The organism is Porphyromonas sp. COT-290 OH860 (genome assembly GCF_000768935.1).
Classification (GTDB): domain Bacteria; phylum Bacteroidota; class Bacteroidia; order Bacteroidales; family Porphyromonadaceae; genus Porphyromonas.
This window is the reverse complement of record NZ_JRAR01000013.1, coordinates 46620-67302: the sequence shown is the minus strand read 5'-3', so window position 1 is coordinate 67302 and position 20683 is coordinate 46620. Positions and strand designations below refer to the sequence as shown.

Genomic DNA, 20683 nt, shown 5'->3' with positions numbered 1-20683 from the left:
CTATGTCCTACAATCCGAGAGGATTGATGGGAAGAAAATCTAAAAACGACCACACGAGCGCACGAAACCTCAGCAATCACAAACATATTCCACTCTATATTAGCAAATTAAGAAAATCCGTTTTAGGAGGACATTTCTCCTTAGCCAACACTAGAGGTCCCAATGAATCTAAACGCAATCTAGAGCCTTCTAGAGGGCAAATAAAGGCTTAACACTCTCCTTTTGGGTAGCCCCTCTATTTCCCCACCAACATTCTGAAAACTGATCTAGAATATAAATCTTGGTGAATGCAAGCCAAAACCTCAAAGAGCAGCAAACATCTTACATGAAGAACCAGCACAACGCATATTTTAGGAGCTTAATTGACCAATTATCTGCAAAAACTATTACCTTTGTGAGGAGAGGCTAAGCAGATTCAATTTGCAATAAAAAGCCGATGTAACCTATTTGAAACCATTCAATACTGAACGCCTATGAAGACGATGAAACTAGCTCTGGGTATAGCCCTCGCAAGTTGCTGCTTAGTCGCTTGCGACAGGGAGATGACATCTCCCCCACTCCCAGAGGACAATCGTAAGGCCTTTGAGCTACCAGAGTCTAAGCAAAACCCCAAGGGCAAGCAAACTGGGCCAGAGAAGCCCCTAACGGCAGATCTGATCGCCCTCAAGAACCTAGGGCTAAAACCTCTTGACATTGACTCTGCGGCTCTACCTCCACTGCCCACGCCTAAAGACCCTAGCAAAAATATCGGGCTAGACTCGATCTATACATACAAGAAGGGGCTCTGGAAAAAACACTTCGAGGAAACAGGAAAACCCTTAGTGACTGGTGAATACAGGGTCATCAGTGAATACATTATTTGGGGTTATGGCAAGCCAGAGGGAATCCTACTAGGCTGGAGGACTCACATAGCAGACTGCAGAACAGATGGTGACCCTGAGTGGTGGAAGGATAAGCCAGCCATTCCTCTGACGCTATCCTATGGGGCAAGTCCTAGATTCTGCGATGAACACTCTCACTACAACGACAAAGTCGCTGCACATCGCTTTGACTCCCTAACAAGACTACATGGGGTAGTCAAGGGTAATGAAGCCTTCCACGACCACACCCCTATGCCCTACGACCTAAGACATATGCGCATTGCACATAACGGTGTAGATATCTCCCCTCTATTCAGCATTCGCTACGAAGATTACAAGGAGGTAATCCGCACGGGACAGTACAACAAATGGTACTCTCGTGATGTGCGTATCTCAGATGTTGGTATGGATGTGTTGGATTGGATCTTCAGCAGTGCCTTCGAAATCTATCCACTGACCCAAGACTACCCCAAGTTTACGGTCATCTTCATTCTCAAAGATGGCACAGTAATCAGCCGAGAGGTAGAGCATCGAGTATAGCTTAGCATCACAAACGATCTCGAGGGTGTATCACCGTGTACGAAGTGTTTACCATACAGCTTACACGGCGATACACCCTCGTTGGTATGTAGAGGCACGTGGAGATATGACGATTGTTGTGTATCTTCGCTGTCAGTAATATGTAATTGGATTATTTCACAACCAAAATATAACGGCTTTTTATGTTTTCTGGAATCGTAGAAGAGTACGCCCAAGTAGTGGGACTAGAACGAGAGGGCGACAACCTGCACATCACGATGACCTGCTCGTTTGTTGATGAGCTGAGCATTGACCAAAGTATCGCACACAACGGCGTGTGCCTAACTGTCGTACGCAAGACGGACAAGAGCTATACCGTCACTGCTATCAAAGAAACCCTAGAGCGTAGTAACCTAGGACTGCTCAAGATCGGCGACCTAGTCAATCTTGAGCGCAGTATGACTCTTGGAGGTCGCCTAGATGGGCACATCGTACAGGGCCATGTGGACCAAACAGCCGTATGCCTAGAGGTACGTGAAGCTAATGGGAGCTGGTACTACAAGTTTGAGCACGAAACCTCTGCCGAGATGGCAGCCAAGGGATATGTGACTGTAGAGAAAGGCTCTGTGTGCGTCAATGGAGTTAGCCTAACGGTAGTGAACTCAACGCTCAATGGCTTTGAAGTTGCCATTATCCCCTACACGCACGACCACACCAACTTCTGCCGCATTGAGGCTGGCACTGTGGTCAATCTAGAGTTCGACATCATCGGCAAGTATCTCTGCAAGATGCAGGCTTACCTAAAGTAAATCCTCCCTCAAAAGACTGGCTATGCTTCGACTCAAATCAATCCTCTTAGGGTGTGCTGTGCTCGCCAGTTCTCAGGAGATAACGCATGCCCAAGAGGAGGGCAAACGCATAGGTTACATCGAGGTACAGACTCAAGGGCGCAATAGCCCCAAGGGTCTAGCACCTCGATTTAGCTATATGCACAGCCAAGGAGAGGGGCTACGCATCGACTTCGACCTACTCGGGTCGGAGGAGCCTATCCTAGCCTACCGCATCAGACACTGCAATGCAGACTGGAGCATCTCCTCTCTCAGCCCCATCGAATATCTAATTGGGTTCGACGGCAACGAGCTTCCGTACCCAACCTCAAGTCGATCCACTCTACAGCCATACGTACACTATAGCCTAGAGCTACCCAATGAGCAAGTTCAATTCAAGCACTCGGGCAACTACATTGTGGAGATCTACGACAGCTCCGAACCCGACACTCCGGTCGCTACAATCCCTTTCGCCGTCACCGAGCAGCTCACCGAGGTCAAGGCAGAGCAGACTACACAGACGTGGGTCGATGCTCGTGCCAAACATCAGCAGGTCAATGTAGAGGTAAGTACCCGAGGGCTACAAATCAATCGGGCGGAAGAGGAGATCAAGATCGTCGTTCTACAAAATGGGCGATGGGACAACGCTCAGAAGCTCTCTGTACCCTCGTCACAAACCCTTGGCACTCTGCGCTACGACATGAATAGAGGAGCTCTCTTCGCCGCAGGCAATGAGTATCACAAGCTCGAGCATCTTACCGATCGAGGGGCTGGTATGGGCATTGATCGCATCTGGGTCGAAGATGGATTACATGCCCTAGGTCTATATCCGCAGCGCATGCGTGCAAGGGATTCATACCTCTACGAGGAGGATCGCAATGGGCGTAGCATCGTTCGGTCCCTCCAGACAGACGTCCCCGAGGTCGAAGCCGACTATCATCTGGTGCACTTCTCATATTACGCTCCGCCTCTAACAAGCGGACGCATCGTACTAGAGGGACAGTGCTTCGCCCATCTACCACTAGAGGAACGTACCCTGAGATACGAGGCCGCGAGTGGTAGCTACCATGCAGAGATACTCCTCAAGATGGGCTATCAGGAGTATCAATACCTATACCTGCCAGAGGGTGCTCAAACCCTCTCCTCAACCGAAACCGAGGGGAACCACTACCAGACGAGCAATGACTACACCGTACTGGTCTACCTAAGAAGTCCTAGGGACAGAGCCGATAGGCTCATCGCTGTGGCCGAGCTGTAGAAGGTGAGCTGTACGAATTTGCAGACCCACCAAGACGAGCCCTACTCCCCGTGTCCGGGACGCTATGAAAGAGAAGAAAGAGATAAGGGGAACTTTTATCACAAAATTTTAATTTCGTGAAGATTGAGAGCCAAATTGCACTATCTTTGTTCTTTGTGCTAGAGAGTAACTCTCAACTCAGTTTTCATCGAACCCCAAGACAGTCTATGTAAGCGATTTGTGACACAATCACTACCCGTGAGGCAATGCCACGAATGGTTTGGGTAGAGCTAGTTGCGATGCAGATGCACTAGGATACGTCCTTTGTCATCATCGCACTAGATACGACACCCAAACAAAAATATCGACTGTAAAAAGAGATTTTATTATGAAATATGTGTACTTCATCGGTATAGGTGGTATTGGCATGAGTGCAATCGCTAGATATTTCCATAGCAAGGGCTATGGAGTAGCAGGCTACGACCTCACGCCTAGCCCGCTAACTCGCACCCTAGAGAGCGAGGGCATAGACATTCATTATAGTGATGACATTGACCTCATTCCCCTGCACTATAGAGCACTAGATACGCTCGTAGTCTACACGCCCGCCGTACCAGCGACGCATCAAGAGCTTTGCTACTACAGAGCTCAAGGCAATCGGGTACTCAAGCGCTCGGAGATCCTCGGCGAAATTACACGCCTAGAGCGTGGACTCTGTGTGGCTGGCACACACGGCAAGACGACAACCTCGAGCCTACTGGCTCATCTACTCTACAGCAGTAGTGTGGGTTGCAATGCCTTCCTTGGTGGTATCTCCAACAACTATAAGACCAATCTGCTCCTAAGCGAGCACAGTGATCTAGTCGTGGTAGAGGCGGACGAGTTTGACCGTTCGTTTCACCGCCTAAGTCCGTATATGGCGATCATTACCTCTGCCGACCCCGATCATCTCGACATCTATGGCACACCCGAGGCCTATCGTGAGAGCTTCGAGCACTTCACTTCGCTCATAGCCTCCGAGGGTTGCCTAGTCATGCGTCGAGGCATTCCGCTCACGCCTCGCCTGCAGGAGGGCGTTCGCCTCTATCAGTATGCGATGAATGAAGTCGCAGACTTCTATGCCTCCGAGATACGCGTGGAGCACGGACATCTATTCTTCCGCTGGCACTATCCCGAGATAGGCGGCACACCTGCTGGATCGCTGGTTGTCGAGCTTGGTGTTCCTCTATTGATCAACGTGGAGAATGCCGTGGCAGCAATGGCGGTAGCCTTACTCTCTGGTGCTACGCTCGAAGAACTAAGCCAAGGGATCAAGAGCTTCAGAGGCGTACATCGACGCTTCGACCGAGTCGTCGATAGCGAGCAATATGTCTTGATCGACGACTATGCCCACCACCCCGTAGAGCTTGAGGCCTCTATCGCCTCCGTGCGAGGCTTGTACCCCGAGAGCAAAATCATGGGGATATTCCAACCACATCTCTACAGCCGCACACAAGATTTTCATCGTGAGTTCGCCGAGAGCCTAGATAAACTGGACGAAATTATTCTACTGGACATTTACCCCGCTCGTGAGCTCCCAATCCCGGGCGTAACCTCTAGCATGATTGCCGAGCTGATGCAAAACTCGCACGTAAGTGTTATGAGCAAAGCAGATCTGCTCCCACACCTAAGCAACCTCGAAGAGCTGCCCGATGTGATCCTGATGGTCGGTGCAGGCGACATCGACCGCCTTGTGCCAGATGTAGCCAACCTACTAAAGTCTAAGATATGAAGAAGATTGTCCTGAGCGTCCTTGCGCTCCTACTGCTTGGCTACATCATCGTGGCAAGTCTGGGCATCACGAGTGAGGAAAAATCTAAGGCACGTTGCCAGCACATCGACATTGAGATCGTGACGGAGCCGGGCAGACAGCTATTCATGGACGAGGGCGACATTCGTGGCGAACTGGCACAGATGAAGCTCAACCTCGAGGGCAGTCTTTTTGACTCGATCGACATCAACCAAGTGGAGATGAAGCTCAGAGAGAACCCTATGTTTCACAATGCAGAGGTGTACACCTCTCGCAGTACAAGCAAGCTCAAGATACGACTAGAACAGAAGGAACCCCTCTTCCTCGTACAGAGTGCCGATAGTACCTACTATGTCGCACGCAACCGAGGTATTATCCCGATGAATCCACGCTACTCTGTCTACGTACCCGTCATCACAGGGCACATCTCCAAGTCCTACGCCACTAGAGAACTGTACGACCTGATGGAGCTCGTCGGCAAGGACGACTACTTCAGACATTACTTCGGACATATCTACGTAGACGAAAAGGACGGCATCGTGCTGACACCTCGTGTGGGTAGAGCGAGGATTATCCTCGGTAAAGGGACCAATTGGGAGAAGATGCTCGACAAACTCCGTGTCTTCGATAGAGAAGTAATCCCACGCAAAGGCTGGAATACCTTTGAGTATCTCAAACTTGGCTTCGGTGATCAAGTCATCGCCAAGGAGTATGGAGCAACGATATCCACCCAAAAAACGGAGGAGATCTACGACTAATGGGGCAGCAATACGCAAATACAATAACTCATTAACAGAAAGTACAGATCTGACAATGAATACGAAGAAGAAAGAAAAGACATACGTTGCCATCAATCTCGGCAGCTCATATATCACGGGGATAGCGGCACATAAACTCTCAGGGGGCCGCATCTCCCCCATTGCTATCAGCCGTAAGCCCAGCAACAGAAGCATTCTGCACGGAGCAATCCACAACGTAGACGAGGCTGCTCGGATCATCGGACAGATCCTAGACGATCTAGGACAAAAGCTTCCCGAACGAGAAATCATCAAAAGCGTCTATGTAGGACTTGAGTGCCGCTCAATGCAATCGAGAGTTTATCATACCTCACTCAGTCTAAGCGAGGAGGGAGAGATCATTACCCTCGATCACCTACAAACACTCGCAGACCAAGCCAGAGATGCACAATATCCCGGCATGGAAATCCTACGTATCTCGGACCCTCGCTACTATGTAGACGGCAAACAAGAGGGCAGTCCTCAAGGAGTACGTTGCAGCCGTTTGGAGGCTAACTTCCAGATTATCATCGCTCGAAGAAGTATCGTAGCCAATATCCACGAAACCTTCGAGAATAAGCTCGGACTCAAAATCCACGAAATCCTAATCGCCCCACAAGCCGAGGCCGTAATCACCCTAAGGCCAGAGGAAACAATGCTCGGGTGTGCCTACATCAATATCGGAGGTGGCTGTACGAGTATTTCGATCTATGAGAATCGTCTACTCTCTGCCCTACACATTCTCCCCCTAGGAGGCATCAACGTGACCAAAGACCTCACGCACCTACACCTAATAGAGGCAGATGCCGAGCGGCTAAAGGTGGAATACGGCTCTATGAATCTATCAATCGCCAAGGACGAGGTCATCAAGGCAATCAGTACAAGTGGCTCGCCCGACAAACATCTCAATAGATACGAGCTTAATCGCTATATCTCCGCTCGCATGACAGAGATCATGAGCAACGTGATGCATATCATTCAGCTCTCTGGTTACGAAGAACAAATCAAGTCTGGGCTAGTCATCAGCGGTGGAGCGACGAATATCGACCACTTCTTCGATATCGACGATAAGCTCCCCATACGTCAAGGCAGGGCACGCCGTGAACTCATCAGCGAGGCGGTAGCAGAAGCCGACCTCAAACTCTACCAGACCGAGTTGGGATTGATCTACCAAGCCAAGGAGGATTGCGTCGATCAGGAATACAATAGCCTTGAGAATCTCTTTGATGAGAGTGAAGACAAACCCACCCAGCCGATAGCATCAATGCAAGAGAAAGACGAGGGCACCAGCTCTGTAGAGAGCACCTATACCTTCGCAGCAACAGACGAAGGTGTACAGGACGATGACTTTGAGCCAGCTGTCACACAAGAGCGAGCGAGTGTCAAGGGGTTCTTCAGTCGTTGGGGCGATAAACTCCGCAGTACGCTCAATCAGCTCAACGGAACAGACGAAGACGAATAAATCTACGAACCTACATAAACTGACTTAGAGAATATGATGGAAGAAGTAAGAGGCGGTACGCAGTTCAACTACAGTACCAGTAGCGTACGCAAACTCATCAAAGTAGTAGGCGTAGGTGGTGGCGGTGGCAATGCCGTAACTAAGATGTTTGTTTCGGGTTCGGTCCCCGGAGTATCCTTCATGCTCTGCAACACCGATAGCCAAGCACTGGAGGATAGCGCCGTAGTAGAGAAAATCACGATTGGTCCAAACATCACCAAAGGACTGGGCGCGGGCAACAAGCCCGAGCGTGCGGCCGAAGCAGCTCACGACAGTGAGGCTGAAATCCGCCGAGCACTCACCAGTGACGATACACAAATGGTCTTCATTACCGCTGGTATGGGCGGAGGCACTGGTACGGGAGCCGCTCCAGTAATCGGGCGAATAGCGATGGAAGCTGGGCTCCTGACTATCGGCATCGTGACAATCCCCTTCGTTTTTGAGGGGCGACGCAAGATTTTGCAAGCTCTAAGAGGGGTGCGTGAGATGCAAAAGAGTGTCGATGCACTGATTGTAGTGAACAACGAACGTCTGATTGACGTCTTCGGTGACCTCTCAATCGACGATGCTTTCGACAAAGCAGACGAAACGCTAAGTAATGCAGCACGAGGTATCTCGGATATGATCAACCAAAGCGGTAAGATCAACCTTGACTTCGCAGACGTGCAGACGACACTCAAGGCAGGGGGTGTAGCCATCATCAACACGGGCTATGGTAAGGGAGAGAATAGGCTATCGCAAGCGATCCAAGACGCACTCTACTCACCGCTACTAAACAACAACAATGTACTCAACGCCAAGCGTATCCTTATCAACGTTTACTCGCCCAAAGGCAATCCGCTTACCGCAGGCGAGATGAGTGCTATGGGAGAGTTTACGAGTACTCTGGCGAGCGACTTCGAAAACATATGGGGGTACGTCAAAGACGCCGATCTGCCACAAGACGAAATAGCGGTGACAATCCTTGCCTCGGGATTCAACTACGAAACCACAGCACGCAGCCTAGGAGGGTTGGATATGGTAGACCCAATCGCCACACGAGATATCATCGCCCAAGAAGAAGAGGAGGGTAAGCTGATTACCGAATACTATGGCGACAAAGACCCAATAGGCCAGAAGCGCTACCACGTGAAGCCATTCCTACTCGATCCAGATGAGCTAGACGACGACGATATGCTTACGATCCTTGAAGAAACACCCTCGCTCAAGCGTGACGCACGTCCTCTAGAGAGCCAACGCACGAGCAAGGGCAAGAAGCGTGGCGCAACCAACGCTCCACCACGACTCGACTCACACATCTCCTCGAGCCAACCCCAAGAAGAGCCTGAGAAGCCGATAGCCAGCGACTCCGACGTGATTCGAGGATTCAACTAGCCAAAGCTGTAGCCACAGATTAGGAGCATACACCCTAGATCTGTGGCTACTTCATTATACGTATGATCATAAACTTAAGCCGATGAAACTAAAAACTCTCTACAAAATGGCTCCCCTAGCTCTGGGGTTCGTCCTCTCCGCCTGCTCGTCCTCGAGTATTGTGCGCAGCGATGAGCCTGCTCCAGTCGAGCTAGTGAACCCCTACATGGGCAATATCAGTCATCTGCTCGTACCAACCTACCCAACTGTACATCTACCCAACTCGATGCTACGGGTCTACCCAGAGCGAGCGGACTACACAGGTGAGGTCATCAAAGGGCTACCGATTGCCGTTACTAACCACCGAGAGCAAAGTGCTTTCAACCTCAGCCCGCTCTCCTCTCTCTCGGACTCTCTCCCAAGAGTTGCTACATATATGTACGACTCCGAGCGCATCAAGCCTTATAGCTATAGTGTCTATCTACTGGAGCCCAAGGTACAAGTCGAGTTCGCTCCCTCGCACCAAAGTGCGCTCTATCGACTGACCTACGATGCCCCCGAACAGGGCCAGTGGGTGATGATGAGCAGTCGCTCGGGTGAGCTGACAGCGGAGGCAAACGCGATCTCGGGCTACCAAATAATCGGCGACTCAACTCGTGTCTATGTCTATATGGAGTTTGATCGTAAACCCAGGAGCATGGGTGTGCGTGGTGCTCAGAGCGGGCGATTCGTCCTCGCCGATAGCACAGCCCGAGGCGAAAGCGTTGTAGTGGAGTTCGATGGTAAGCAACAGTCCCTCTACATGCGCTACGGCATTTCATTCATCAGCGTCGAGCAAGCCAAGCGCAACGTCTTGAGAGAGATCCAGAGTTTCGAGATAGATATGGTCACTAAGGCCGCTCGGCACGAATGGAGTAAGGCTCTAGGTAAGATAGAAGTCGAGGGAGGGACCGAGAGTGAACGCTCGGTTTTCTACACCTCTCTCTACCGCACCTACGAGCGCATGATCAATATCTCGGAAGATGGCCACTACTACAGCGCAACCGACGGACAGATCCACGAAGATGAAGGAACGCCATTCTACACCGATGACTGGATTTGGGATACTTATCTAGCGGTGCACCCATTGCGTATCCTGATAGATCCCATACGCCAACAGCATATGCTCACCTCCTACCTGCGTGTAGCAGACCAAACTAAGGAGGGTTGGCTCCCCACTTTCCCAGAAGTAACGGGTGATACTCATCGTATGAATGGTAACCATGGGATTGCTTCGTTTGCCGATGCACACGCCAAGGGACTGACGGGCTTCGATCTGGGCAAGGCCTACGAAGCCGCCAAGCGGACCATGGCAGAGAAGAGCTTCCTACCATGGACTCGTATCCCCAAGGGACCACTCTCCATGTATATGGACGAGCATGGCTACTTCCCCGGTCTACGCATCGGAGAGAAGGAAAGTGACCCACGTGTGACCAACTGGGAGAAGAGGCAGAGTGTGGCCGTTTCACTTGCTGCCCACTACGACTACTGGGCTCTCGGCGAGATCGCCAAGCAACTCGGACACGACGAGGAGGCCAAGGAGTATCTACGCAAGTCATACGACTACCGCAAGCTATTCAACTTCAAGACAAGTTTCTTCCACCCCAAGGACGACAAGGGCAAGTTCATCATGCCGTTCGACTACGAGCTATCTGGTGGCTTAGGCGTTAGGGACTACTACGATGAGAACAATGCCTACACCTATCGTTGGGATCTGAAGCATAACCCAGCCGATCTGATCCACCTAATGGGTGGTAATACCAACTTCATCAACAATCTTGATGAAACATTCCGCACACCTCTGAGTATGAGCAAATGGCAATTCTACAGCCAGATCCCCGACCAAACGGGCAACGTGGGACAGTTCTCTATGGGCAATGAACCAAGTATGCATATCCCCTATCTCTACAACTACGCAGGTGCACCATGGCGCACCCAGCGTGCCATACGCAAACTCATCGGCTCTTGGTTCCGCAACGATCTGATGGGAGTACCCGGAGATGAAGACGGAGGAGGCCTAAGTGCTTTCGTTGTCTTCTCTATGATGGGCTTCTATCCAGTTACTCCCGGTATGCCAGTCTACAACATTGGGGCACCCTTCTTCTCCAAAGTAACTATTCACCTCTCTGGCGACCGCCGCTTCGTCATCACAGCCCAAGATGTTTCTGCCGAGAACAAGTATATTCAGAGTGCTAGGCTCAACGGCAAGCCTCTAAACAAGGCTTGGTTCAAACACAGCGACATTGCCGATGGCGGGACACTCGAGTTCGTCATGGGCAATAGGCCCAATCCTGAGTGGGGCAGCAAGACGCCTCCACCCTCTGCCGACAAGATAGACCTCAAGTAATGCAAAACTTACTCTAGGCACACAACGTAAGCTCCTGCACTCATAGGCAGACAAAACGAGAGGGGCTGTGGCAAAAATAAATTTTGCCACAGCCCCTTTTAGGTTCGTCACGAGCAAATGTCACAAGCCACCTGAGCCGTTTACCTCTTATATGACACACCATTCACTTCGTATGATGAGGGAAACACCTCTCGTCTACTACATCATACCAATAAAAAAGCAGTGCCAGAACTTACATCTCGACACTGCTCTGGTGATTGGGCTGGGATTCGAACCCAGGACCGATAGCTTAGAAGGCTATTGCTCTATCCAGCTGAGCTACCCAACCAGCTCTTCATTTACGAAAGCACTGCAAAGATAATCAATAATCTCAGTATTACCAAGGTTACTTCTGGACTTTGCACGAAAAAATCCCGCTCAATAGGTCGAATACTCGACCTATTGAGCGGGTAAGAGCCACGAGGGCTGCTGGGATTACTTGTTGCGCTCGATTAGAGTTTCTACAGTTTCAATCTCCAAGCAGTGAGCCGCACCAGTGACACCGATCGTACCACTCATGTAAGCAGCCTGATAGTCCTTGGTGATTACGCCCGTATTAATGAAGTGTCTAATACCTGCCACGAGGCGAGCCTTGTCGCTAGCGTTCTCTCCTTCGTAGTGAGCATTAACACCATAGCTTAGAGCCAACTGGCGAGATAGAGTTTCGTTGTAGCAAATAGCACACACTGGCACAGTAGCACGGAACGAAGACAGATAGCGAGCCGTGCGACCAGTATAGCTGTCTGTGATGATCGTCTGTGTCTCGATCTTCTCTACGCTCTTGACCGCCTGCTTGGCTAGATAAGCCGTAGTCGTGCTCACCTCCTTGGAGTGAGGCACTTCATCGTCGTAGGTAGAGTGCAGAGTGGCCTCGGCCTCCTCAATGATACGAGCCATTGTCTGTACAGCCTCTAGTGGATACTTACCATTGGCAGTTTCGCCAGAGAGCATCACAGCATCTGTGCGGTAGTAAACAGCGTTGGCGATGTCGCTCACCTCGGCACGGGTAGGCAGAGGGTTCTCCATCATCGTGTGGAGCATCTGCGTAGCCACGATCACAGGCTTCTTGGCAGCGATACACTTCTTGATGATCATGCGCTGGATACTAGGCACCTTCTCGGCTGGCACCTCGATAGCGAGGTCACCACGAGCGATCATGATACCGCCAGCTACTTCGATGATCTCGTCGATGTTGTCTACCCCTTCTTGGTTCTCAATCTTAGCGATGATCTTGATGTCGCTGTTGTGTGCATCAAGGATCTCCTGAATATCGAGGATATCCTGCTTGTTGCGTACGAATGAGTGAGCAATGAACTCGATGTTCTGTGGGATAGAGTGCAGGATATTGCCACGGTCCTTCTCTGTGAGCGAAGGTAGATCAATACGTACTCCGGGTACATTGACGCTCTTGCGACTACCGAGCTTACCAGTATTCTGGCAAGTCGTGAATAGCTTATCATCTTCCTTGGCCTCTACGAGGAATACGAGTGTACCATCATCGAGGAGGATACGAGCACCTACGGGTACGTCGTGCACGAAGTTTACGTAGTTTACGTTGATGATTTCGTTGTTAGTCTTAACCTCTGGGTTAGCCATGAATACGACCTTGTCACCTGCAGAGAATAGGCGCTTCTCTTCTGGATCTCCTTCTAGAGTGGTCGTACGTACCTCTGGCCCCTTAGTGTCGAGTAGTACAGCTACATCCTTGCTTACGGCACGTGTATTGTTGATCACCTCTGTGATACCTTCCTTGGTCATGTGAGCCGTGTTCATACGAACCACATTCACACCAGCCTCGACAAGGGGGCGAAGGAACTCCACGCTGCAACGCAAGTCGGAGATGGTAGCGACAATTTTAGTCTTCTTCATCTTTTCTTGGGTAATTAATTGGATTATTCTTTAGAATTTACACATTGCAATTTTGCTAGCAAAGCCTCCAGAGCCAATCTATAGCTATCCAAACCAAAGCCAGTGATCACACCGAGGCACCCAGAGGCAATACGTGATTCGTGTCTATAACTCTCACGAGCATGGATATTGCTCAGATGAACCTCCACCACGGGGATCTGTATCGCTCTGATGGCATCGAGCAGGGCAATAGATGTATGCGTATAGGCACCTGCATTGAGTATGATACCCACACAGCCCTCGTCTTGCGCTTGGTAGAGATAGTCTATGAGAGCCCCCTCATGGTTGCTTTGTAGATAGATTAGCTCCACATCTGAGTAACCTTGTCTGAGGTCATCAAGGAAACGATCGAGAGAGGCACACCCATAGATCTCTGGCTCTCGAGAACCGATACGAGCCAGATTGGGGCCATTCACAACGACGATACGCATCCTCCTCATTGATTGGTTATTCGCTAGTTTCATTAACTTTGCAAAGGTAACTAATTATTTTTAATTTATCTCATTGATTCCTGAGAATATTACGGAGAAATATCTCTACTACTTGAGGCTAGAGCAGGGGCTAACGCCCAACAGCTGCTCGGCTTACCTAGAAGATGTAGGCAAACTGATCTCTTGGAGCGAAGCGCAAGGCTTGGATCTGACCAAGGTGTCGTACCAAGACCTGCAGCACTTCGTCGCTAGTCTGTACGACCTAGGCATACAGACTAGATCTATTGCTCGGATCATCGCTGGGGTAAGGAGTTTTTTTCGCTTCCTAGTCCTTGAGGACTATATCTCGGCAGACCCAAGTGAGCTACTCGAGAGCCCTAAACTCGGGCAATACTTACCCTGTGTCCTATCCACCGACGAGGTAGATAGTATCATAGAGGCAGCAGCAAGCAAGGGCGGCATAGAGGGGCTAAGGAACAGAGCCATCTTGGAGATCCTTTTTAGCTGTGGGCTACGGGTCAGTGAGTTGTGCCATCTCAAGTACAGCGATTTGTTTTTGGAAGAAGCCTACCTAAGGGTATATGGCAAAGGGCGTAAACATCGTCTAGTACCAATGAGCCCCTCGGCGATAGAGGTGCTTAAAGATTACCTCTCCGCCAACCGCCCTACTCCCAAACGAGGGCACGAGGACTATGTCTTCTTGAGCAAGCGTGGTCAGGCTATTTCTCGCAATATGGTCTTCGTCTTCATCAAGGAGGCTGCAGTAACTGCCGGAATTACCAAAAACATTAGTCCACACACCTTTCGCCACAGCTTCGCCACAGCTCTACTTGAGGGTGGAGCCAACCTACAAGCTATCCAGCTCATGCTAGGACACGAAGACATCGGTACAACCGAGATCTACACCCATATAGATAGAACCAAGCTACGCCAGCAAATAGAGAGCTTCCACCCTAGGAATAGAAAGCGCAGTAGTACCTCCAATACCTCGGAGTCGCCCCAAAAGTAGGCTCTAGCCTCTATATATCCGCTCTTGACTGACCTAGCTAGATGCACACACTCCGATAGGGATAAGCTGAAAACACATATAGAGCCTTATGAGCTCTCTGGCCTCGGGCAACCAATAGATTTACTGCTCTTTGAGCTACAGCTCCGATTAGCTTGGGCATAATATGGGACATCACTATACCCCACCCACTCTACTTAAGACCTTCGTTTGTCTATCCATGTGTCAAGAAACGTTAATACATTGGTAAAAACTCAGACTAATGCAACCTCAATTATTAAAGAATAACGAGGCTTCTCAAAATAATTAATGGGAAGGAGCACCTAAACCGATGGACTTACTCGCTAGGATATGTCCATCAACTCTACAAGATTGATGGGAAGAAACACCAGAAACAGTGGGGACAGAGCCTAAAATCGCCTCCAAAAACAAAGACAAAATACTCGTTATAAATCAATTACAAACAAAGCCCCTAGAGAGGCTTTTTACTCACCGCTGGAACAAAGTACCCAAACGATACTGGAGGCCTCCTAGGGGCTCCTAGGGGGCAAATACGAGGTCTAATGATTTTCGGCGCAAAGATCCAAAACGAACTCGTCCAAGGCTCAAAATGTAAATATATGTATTCCCCCTCTACACTCCATATAGCTCTATGATCTGACGACACCCCCCCCCAAGTGCATAGGTCATAGGGCGAGAAGATGACCGATTGAACCAAAATCCCAATACATCAAAAAATATAACTACACTTCTCCCCCTCTCTAGGAGATCAGGATCTCCTTCTCAGAATATCGCTACATCTCCCGAAATCAAAGGGCTCGACTATGTTTCCCCAAGGCAGCATACAGCAAGGGAAGCCCTAAATATTAAATACATCAAACAAAACATGCACAAAATTAATTTGGCTAAAAAAACACAAAATATATCTTTGCAGCCCAAATTATTGATTTAGGGCAACTCGATTAGAGGCGCTCTTAGACTACTTAATTTAATTTATTCTTTATTATACAGACAGTTATACTACAAGCCTATTGTATATCAAAATGGTTTGCTCTAGTCTCAGCGTTTCACTCTCGGGGCTCTCTCTTTTTTACATATTGACCAGCGAGTAGGCACATCCATTTTTATTAGAAAAAAACATCAATCATCAAGTTAATACTATTAAACTTATGTTATCGAAAGAAAAGATCGATGCAAGGCTGCGTTACGTACCGCCTATTGCATTTGGGGAGGTGAATTTATCTCTAACCAGTTTACTTGTTACATTCTCCATCACTGGAGAAATAGAGGATTTCGATGGAGAAATCGAAGAGCTATAGGCTATCTAAGAAATCATCTACATAAAAAACTATAGTACACAAACAAAGAATATGAAATACCTAAGAATATTACAAACCCTGAGTGCTCTATGCTTGGCCCTAAGTGTATATGCCTGTGGCAAGGATATAGAGCCACAAATTGAGCAAGAAGGGGGAGGGGGCAAGAAAGGTCAGAAAGACGCAAAGATCGAAATAAGCCTAAGCTCCGAACTCAGTGGGCACGAACTTCGCTCGATGGGGCTAATCTCGGACGAAGAATTGAGGGCTCTAACCTTCGATACTAGCAAGGGGAACAAGGCCCCCAAGATCTTCTTGACGGGGAATAACGCTCTAGACAGGAAGGCCCTCGCCACAACTATTTTTCTACGCATGGGCGATCAGCTTGTTGGCTATGCAAATATCGAGTGGGACGAGATCACTCATGGCCCTGATGGTAGGATCAAGCTCTCTGCGAGAAACAAGACGGCTACACTTATGCCTATAAATAATGGAGGGAGCGTCAAAGAGCCTGCCCTTGGAGAAACATGGTATATGGCAGCTGTGATGGGTGGTGGCAAAAGAGAAGGAGCAAAAGTAACCTTCAAGCCCAATGGTGTACAAGAAGTGAATAAGCAAGCCAAGGAGCTACAAGTTCCCTTCGTGTCAAAATGGATTAAAGCAGGTCTCGACAAAAACAACTCGGGAGTACCCACCTTATCTGGGGCCTTTACATTTAGCCCAATGGGAGTACTGATCAAGGTAGAGATCTCAAACAAAACAGACTTTGACTATAGGGCGTATGCAAACACTACCCAAACGAAATATATTCCTCATCCTTTGGGACGCGGCGCCCTCCAAAACATTGGCACCTATTTATCTCCAGAGCGACCTCGTTTCAACTTACGTACCTCTGCCAATAAAAGGATGGCTCCCTACTATATGTCCGAAGACCTCTCTAGAGGGTTGCGTGATCTGACTCTTGATTTTTCATCAAAGAATGGAGAAAGCGTCACAAGAACTACTCCCATATCCGATGGATTGGCCTCTTTGATGCCAAACCCTAAACAGCCCGTTACTATCATAGGGACGGGGGCAGGCAATCAGACAAGCAATCGTAGCAGAAAGCATATGCTCTTCGACTCCACTACGGGTAAAGATGTGGCTATTAGCGAAGTTTACGCCAAGTCTGTTATTTACTGGGTTTGGGGACAAAACAACCTCAATGGCTCTCCCACCACACTTGGTCTACTAGAATGGGAGTTTCCAGACTTATTAGCCAAGGGGCCTAGATTTGAACGTGTGAATAGCAAAGGAGGATCAGAGAATATGCAAGAGCATTTACTCAACGAGAAAAGAGCTTATTCTGTTCACTTTACCATAAAAGAACGCCCAAGCATGCCCACAGAGTGGATTCTAGACGAAGATCTCAAAGAGAGTGGCTCACTTGGCAATCCAACTGGAGACCTCTTTGACTATGATGGAGTTGTTTTTGATTGGAGTGCAGAGGGTCTGGAGCATAAGAAAGACCCTAGAATCCAGCCTAAGGTAGCCTACCCCGACATTGACGAGGCAACATACAATCGTTCTACCGATATTATGAAGTATGTATTCCCCCCTGCGAATAATATCTTTGTACCTATTGGACTAACGGGCGCTGATGATATCGATGTATTTTCCTTCAAAACTCGTTTTGCCCCACGCAAGAGATCAATCCCAATCAACTATTCTCCGTTTGACCAAAATCATGAGGTGGTAGAAGAGATCTACATCGGCAATGGTGATGGCAAAGTCTATGCCATAAGATTTGGAAGTGTTAATTTTTATACTCAACCAAGTGCCTCGAACCCTCGTGACAATGAAGTAAAAATAACGGGAGATAAGAGGCCTCTGCAGGGAGGGCAATTTTATACCACCGACAAGCTCCCAGTTTACTTCGACGGAGATCAGTGTACAGCTTATCTATATGAGTTCGTAGATGATGGCAGCAGACAACCCAAAGAAGCGGACAACAAATATGGAAAAGTCTCCGGTTCAGGCAAACACCTCAGGGTAACAACCAAATATGTTGGCAATGCATTAGACCAAGCTGAGATACTACAACGAATTCAAGATACAAGCTTCTGGGAGGGTACCGCAAGCCATTTTGAAGTAAAACTTTTCTACCCTCATAGCGATACTACTAGAAGCCGCCATAAAGAGATGGATCCTAACACCTTCGGTACGTATTTTGGGGATATATTCAGTGGTTTGAGAAGTAGTAGTAGTCCCCTTAGTCCCTCCTCGAGCTACACCAGTATAGAGCAATTTGCCTTCTCTAAAACGGGTATGTATGGCATACACTCAAAATCATATTACTCGGAGAATAATGATCCAGCGAAGACCAGAAGAGATCTGAGTCTAAGTAAAAAGGGTTCAGGATTTAATCTGAGGTCAAGTGTACGCCTATCGAAAAAAACTCTAGAAACGCATCAGAGAGACGTAGTCACTTGGTACCAGTACTACCGTACAGATGACGGTGTCACTGATTATCCAAAACACTAGGGCTAATAAGGCAATACGCGTAGACCTCACGATAAGCAAGGAGGTACTTGCTCATATTGCCAAGGTCTAAAGACTATCACGGAGGGCGTGCCACGTAGAGCACACCCTCCGTGGGTCTTTTGCACACTATACAAGACAGAGATAACTTGGTAAGCAATACAGATTTTTTGCCTAAGTTTGTAGGGATTTTTTGCAGATGTGTCCTCCTATTGCGTGTGACGAGGAAGCAGCTTAAAAACTAAATAATTGAGGTGCTCAAAATAGTAGATAGATATATCCTCAAGGGATACCTCCCCATGCTCCTAATGAGTTTCTTGCTCTGTTGGTTGATTGTGGTGATGCAATTCTTATGGAGATACGTAGACGAATTGGTCGGCAAGGGGTTAGATGTCTTCATCATCGCTCAGATCCTCTTCTATGCTGCGATGTCTTTCCTACCCATGGCCTTGCCTTTGGGCATCTTGCTCGGTTCCCTTATGTTCTTTGGCAACATGGGTGAGCGCCTAGAGTTACTAGCCATGAAAGCCTCTGGCATGTCCCTCTATCGCATGATGCTCCCCCTCTTTTTTGCGGTGTCGCTGCTTGCTGTGGGGCTATTTGCTTTCCAGAATGACTTTATGATCACCTCGCAGGTGCGCATGTGGACCCTGCTCTATTCGGCTCGCTTCTCCAACCCCGAGCTAGAGATCCCCGAGCGGGTCTTCTACAATGGCATCGATGGGTATAGCATCTTCATCAAAGGCAGAGATAGACAGCATGCCGGGCGTATGCTTGATCTAATGATCTACGACCACTCCCAAGGGAGCGACAAGGCACGTATCATTCGGGCTGACTCTGGGCGCATCGTTATGGATTCAGGTAAGACCTACATCACGTGGCGTCTATATAATGGACAGAGCTTCGAAAATCTGGAGGAACCAGAGTATATGGAGGCTACGCCTACACCTCGTGCCATTGAGTCATTCTCTTTCAAAGAAATCGTAATCCCCTTCGATGCAAACTTCCGCAAACAGGGCGAGGAGGAGTTGAGTAAGCTCTTCATCGGCAAAAACCTCAATCAACTCCAAGCAGCCATCGACTCCACTGGATTGGTTCTAGATAGTATCCGCACCTTCACTGAGGAAGCGCTAACCAACAAGGATTTCTCCCAGCGTTACTCTCACTCTATGCCTAGCCCCTCAGATACCTCTACATGGGCCAAGCAACAGCTAGAAGCGCTGAATATAGACGAACCGCTCCAGCGAAAGGTCAATATAGACAGCCTCATATATCTACCTACCCTTGGCGATACACTACGTATGCTTACTAGGTCTATCAGTGATCTGCGTATGGTTGAGTCCGAGGCTGACGGACGGCTATATAGCGACCGAGATGTCTTCAACACGTTTCGAACCAATGGGCAGGAGTGGCACCGCAAGTTCACTCTGCCAGCTGCTTGCCTCGTCTTCTTCTTCATCGGGGCTCCACTTGGTGCAATCATTCGTAAGGGTGGGATCGGTATGCCTGTTGTTGCGTCGGTACTCTTCTTCATCATCTACTATATCATTGACACCTTTGGGTTCAACATGACGAAGAATGAGTCGGTATCCGTTGCTTTCGGAATGTGGCTCAGCGCCTTGGTGTTATTCCCAATAGGAGCATTCCTAACCTACAAAGCTTCGCTAGACTCTACGAGCCTCAATGTAGAGACCTACGTCAATCTATGGAGACGCCTCACGGGTACCTACGTCCCAGTGCGTGTAGTAGAGCCTATCGAAGGTGAGTGCGAACCGAATTACCAGACCGTACTAAGCGAAGCTCGAGTACTATTGGCCGAGTCTGAGGATTTGCTCGCCTCTAAGCTAATGAATAGCTCCATCGCACACGTCCTAGTCCATGGGCAGAAATATAGCCATGCGCCAGTGAGTGTATACCAGCACGTTGAAGCATTGGCCGATAAACTAAGAAGAGTTAATCATCCACTTATACTAACCAAAACAAACGATCTACCTCTCCTACCCAAGAGCCTAGCTCCCTTTGGGCTACCTAGTACTAGGGGTCGTAGCATACTGCTACTGACTCTGCTACCTATATCGCTACCGCTACTATTGCTACTGCGCATTCATCGTGAGCGCCTGCATAGTGGACTTAGGGCGATGAATACCGCTCTATCGGAGCTGATCCCTCTATTGGAGAGGAGTATAGAAAGTAAAGAAACCAATTAATGACGCTT

Annotated in this window: 14 protein-coding genes and 1 tRNA gene; 12 read left to right on the top strand and 3 right to left on the bottom strand. The window is 48.9% G+C overall.

The window, feature by feature from the left end:
* Positions 1–473: 473 nt before the first annotated feature.
* The 8 genes from HQ41_RS01980 (at position 474) to HQ41_RS01945 (ending at position 11248) form a co-directional block, all read left to right on the top strand.
* A complete protein-coding gene (locus HQ41_RS01980; RefSeq protein WP_044187171.1) occupies positions 474–1400 on the top strand; it encodes a hypothetical protein in 927 nt (308 codons plus the stop codon).
* 182 nt (positions 1401–1582) lie between these two features.
* On the top strand, positions 1583–2188 hold the full coding sequence (locus HQ41_RS01975; protein ID WP_044187168.1) for a riboflavin synthase: 606 nt from the start codon (positions 1583–1585) through the stop codon (positions 2186–2188).
* Positions 2189–2210: 22 nt separating this feature from the next.
* Entirely contained in the window at positions 2211–3464 is a 1254-nt protein-coding gene (locus HQ41_RS01970; protein ID WP_052405232.1) for a DUF5103 domain-containing protein, read from the top strand.
* A 367-nt stretch (positions 3465–3831) separates the two neighbouring features.
* Positions 3832–5214, top strand: coding sequence for a UDP-N-acetylmuramate--L-alanine ligase (murC, locus tag HQ41_RS01965; protein WP_044187166.1), 1383 nt, complete (start codon positions 3832–3834; stop codon positions 5212–5214).
* Positions 5211–5990, top strand: coding sequence for a cell division protein FtsQ/DivIB (locus tag HQ41_RS01960; RefSeq protein WP_044187164.1), 780 nt, complete (start codon positions 5211–5213; stop codon positions 5988–5990). Before murC ends, HQ41_RS01960 begins: the two co-directional genes overlap by 4 nt.
* A 55-nt stretch (positions 5991–6045) precedes the next feature.
* Entirely contained in the window at positions 6046–7470 is a 1425-nt protein-coding gene (locus tag HQ41_RS01955; protein ID WP_052405231.1) for a cell division protein FtsA, read from the top strand.
* A gap of 33 nt (positions 7471–7503) precedes the next feature.
* Complete coding sequence (gene ftsZ, locus HQ41_RS01950) at positions 7504–8883, top strand: cell division protein FtsZ (protein ID WP_081964718.1); 1380 nt, start codon at positions 7504–7506, stop codon at positions 8881–8883.
* A gap of 82 nt (positions 8884–8965) precedes the next feature.
* Positions 8966–11248 (top strand): GH92 family glycosyl hydrolase, encoded by a 2283-nt coding sequence (locus HQ41_RS01945; RefSeq protein ID WP_044187161.1) that lies wholly within the window; start codon positions 8966–8968, stop codon positions 11246–11248.
* 251 nt (positions 11249–11499) lie between these two features.
* Here HQ41_RS01945 and HQ41_RS01940 read toward each other — a convergent pair.
* The 3 genes from HQ41_RS01940 to HQ41_RS01930 all read right to left on the bottom strand — a co-directional run bounded on the left by HQ41_RS01940 (position 11500) and on the right by HQ41_RS01930 (position 13626).
* A tRNA-Arg gene (locus HQ41_RS01940) sits at positions 11500–11576 on the bottom strand.
* Between the two features lie 146 nt (positions 11577–11722).
* Positions 11723–13156 carry a pyruvate kinase gene (gene pyk / locus HQ41_RS01935; RefSeq protein ID WP_044187158.1) on the bottom strand — a complete coding sequence of 478 codons (1434 nt, stop codon included), beginning with the start codon at positions 13154–13156 and terminating at the stop codon, positions 11723–11725.
* Positions 13157–13179: 23 nt separating this feature from the next.
* On the bottom strand, positions 13180–13626 hold the full coding sequence (locus tag HQ41_RS01930; RefSeq protein WP_044187156.1) for a type II 3-dehydroquinate dehydratase: 447 nt from the start codon (positions 13624–13626) through the stop codon (positions 13180–13182).
* 73 nt (positions 13627–13699) lie between these two features.
* Here HQ41_RS01930 and HQ41_RS01925 point away from each other — a divergent pair, with 73 nt between their 5' ends.
* The 4 genes from HQ41_RS01925 to HQ41_RS01915 all read left to right on the top strand — a co-directional run bounded on the left by HQ41_RS01925 (position 13700) and on the right by HQ41_RS01915 (position 20675).
* Positions 13700–14635, top strand: a complete 936-nt coding sequence (locus HQ41_RS01925) for a site-specific tyrosine recombinase (RefSeq protein WP_044187154.1) — start codon at positions 13700–13702, stop codon at positions 14633–14635.
* A 1166-nt stretch (positions 14636–15801) separates the two neighbouring features.
* Complete coding sequence (locus tag HQ41_RS09700; protein WP_160225956.1) at positions 15802–15951, top strand: hypothetical protein; 150 nt, start codon at positions 15802–15804, stop codon at positions 15949–15951.
* 51 nt (positions 15952–16002) lie between these two features.
* Positions 16003–18471 (top strand): hypothetical protein, encoded by a 2469-nt coding sequence (locus tag HQ41_RS01920; RefSeq protein ID WP_044187152.1) that lies wholly within the window; start codon positions 16003–16005, stop codon positions 18469–18471.
* 251 nt (positions 18472–18722) lie between these two features.
* Entirely contained in the window at positions 18723–20675 is a 1953-nt protein-coding gene (locus HQ41_RS01915; protein ID WP_052405229.1) for an LptF/LptG family permease, read from the top strand.
* The last annotated feature ends 8 nt before the right edge of the window (positions 20676–20683 follow it).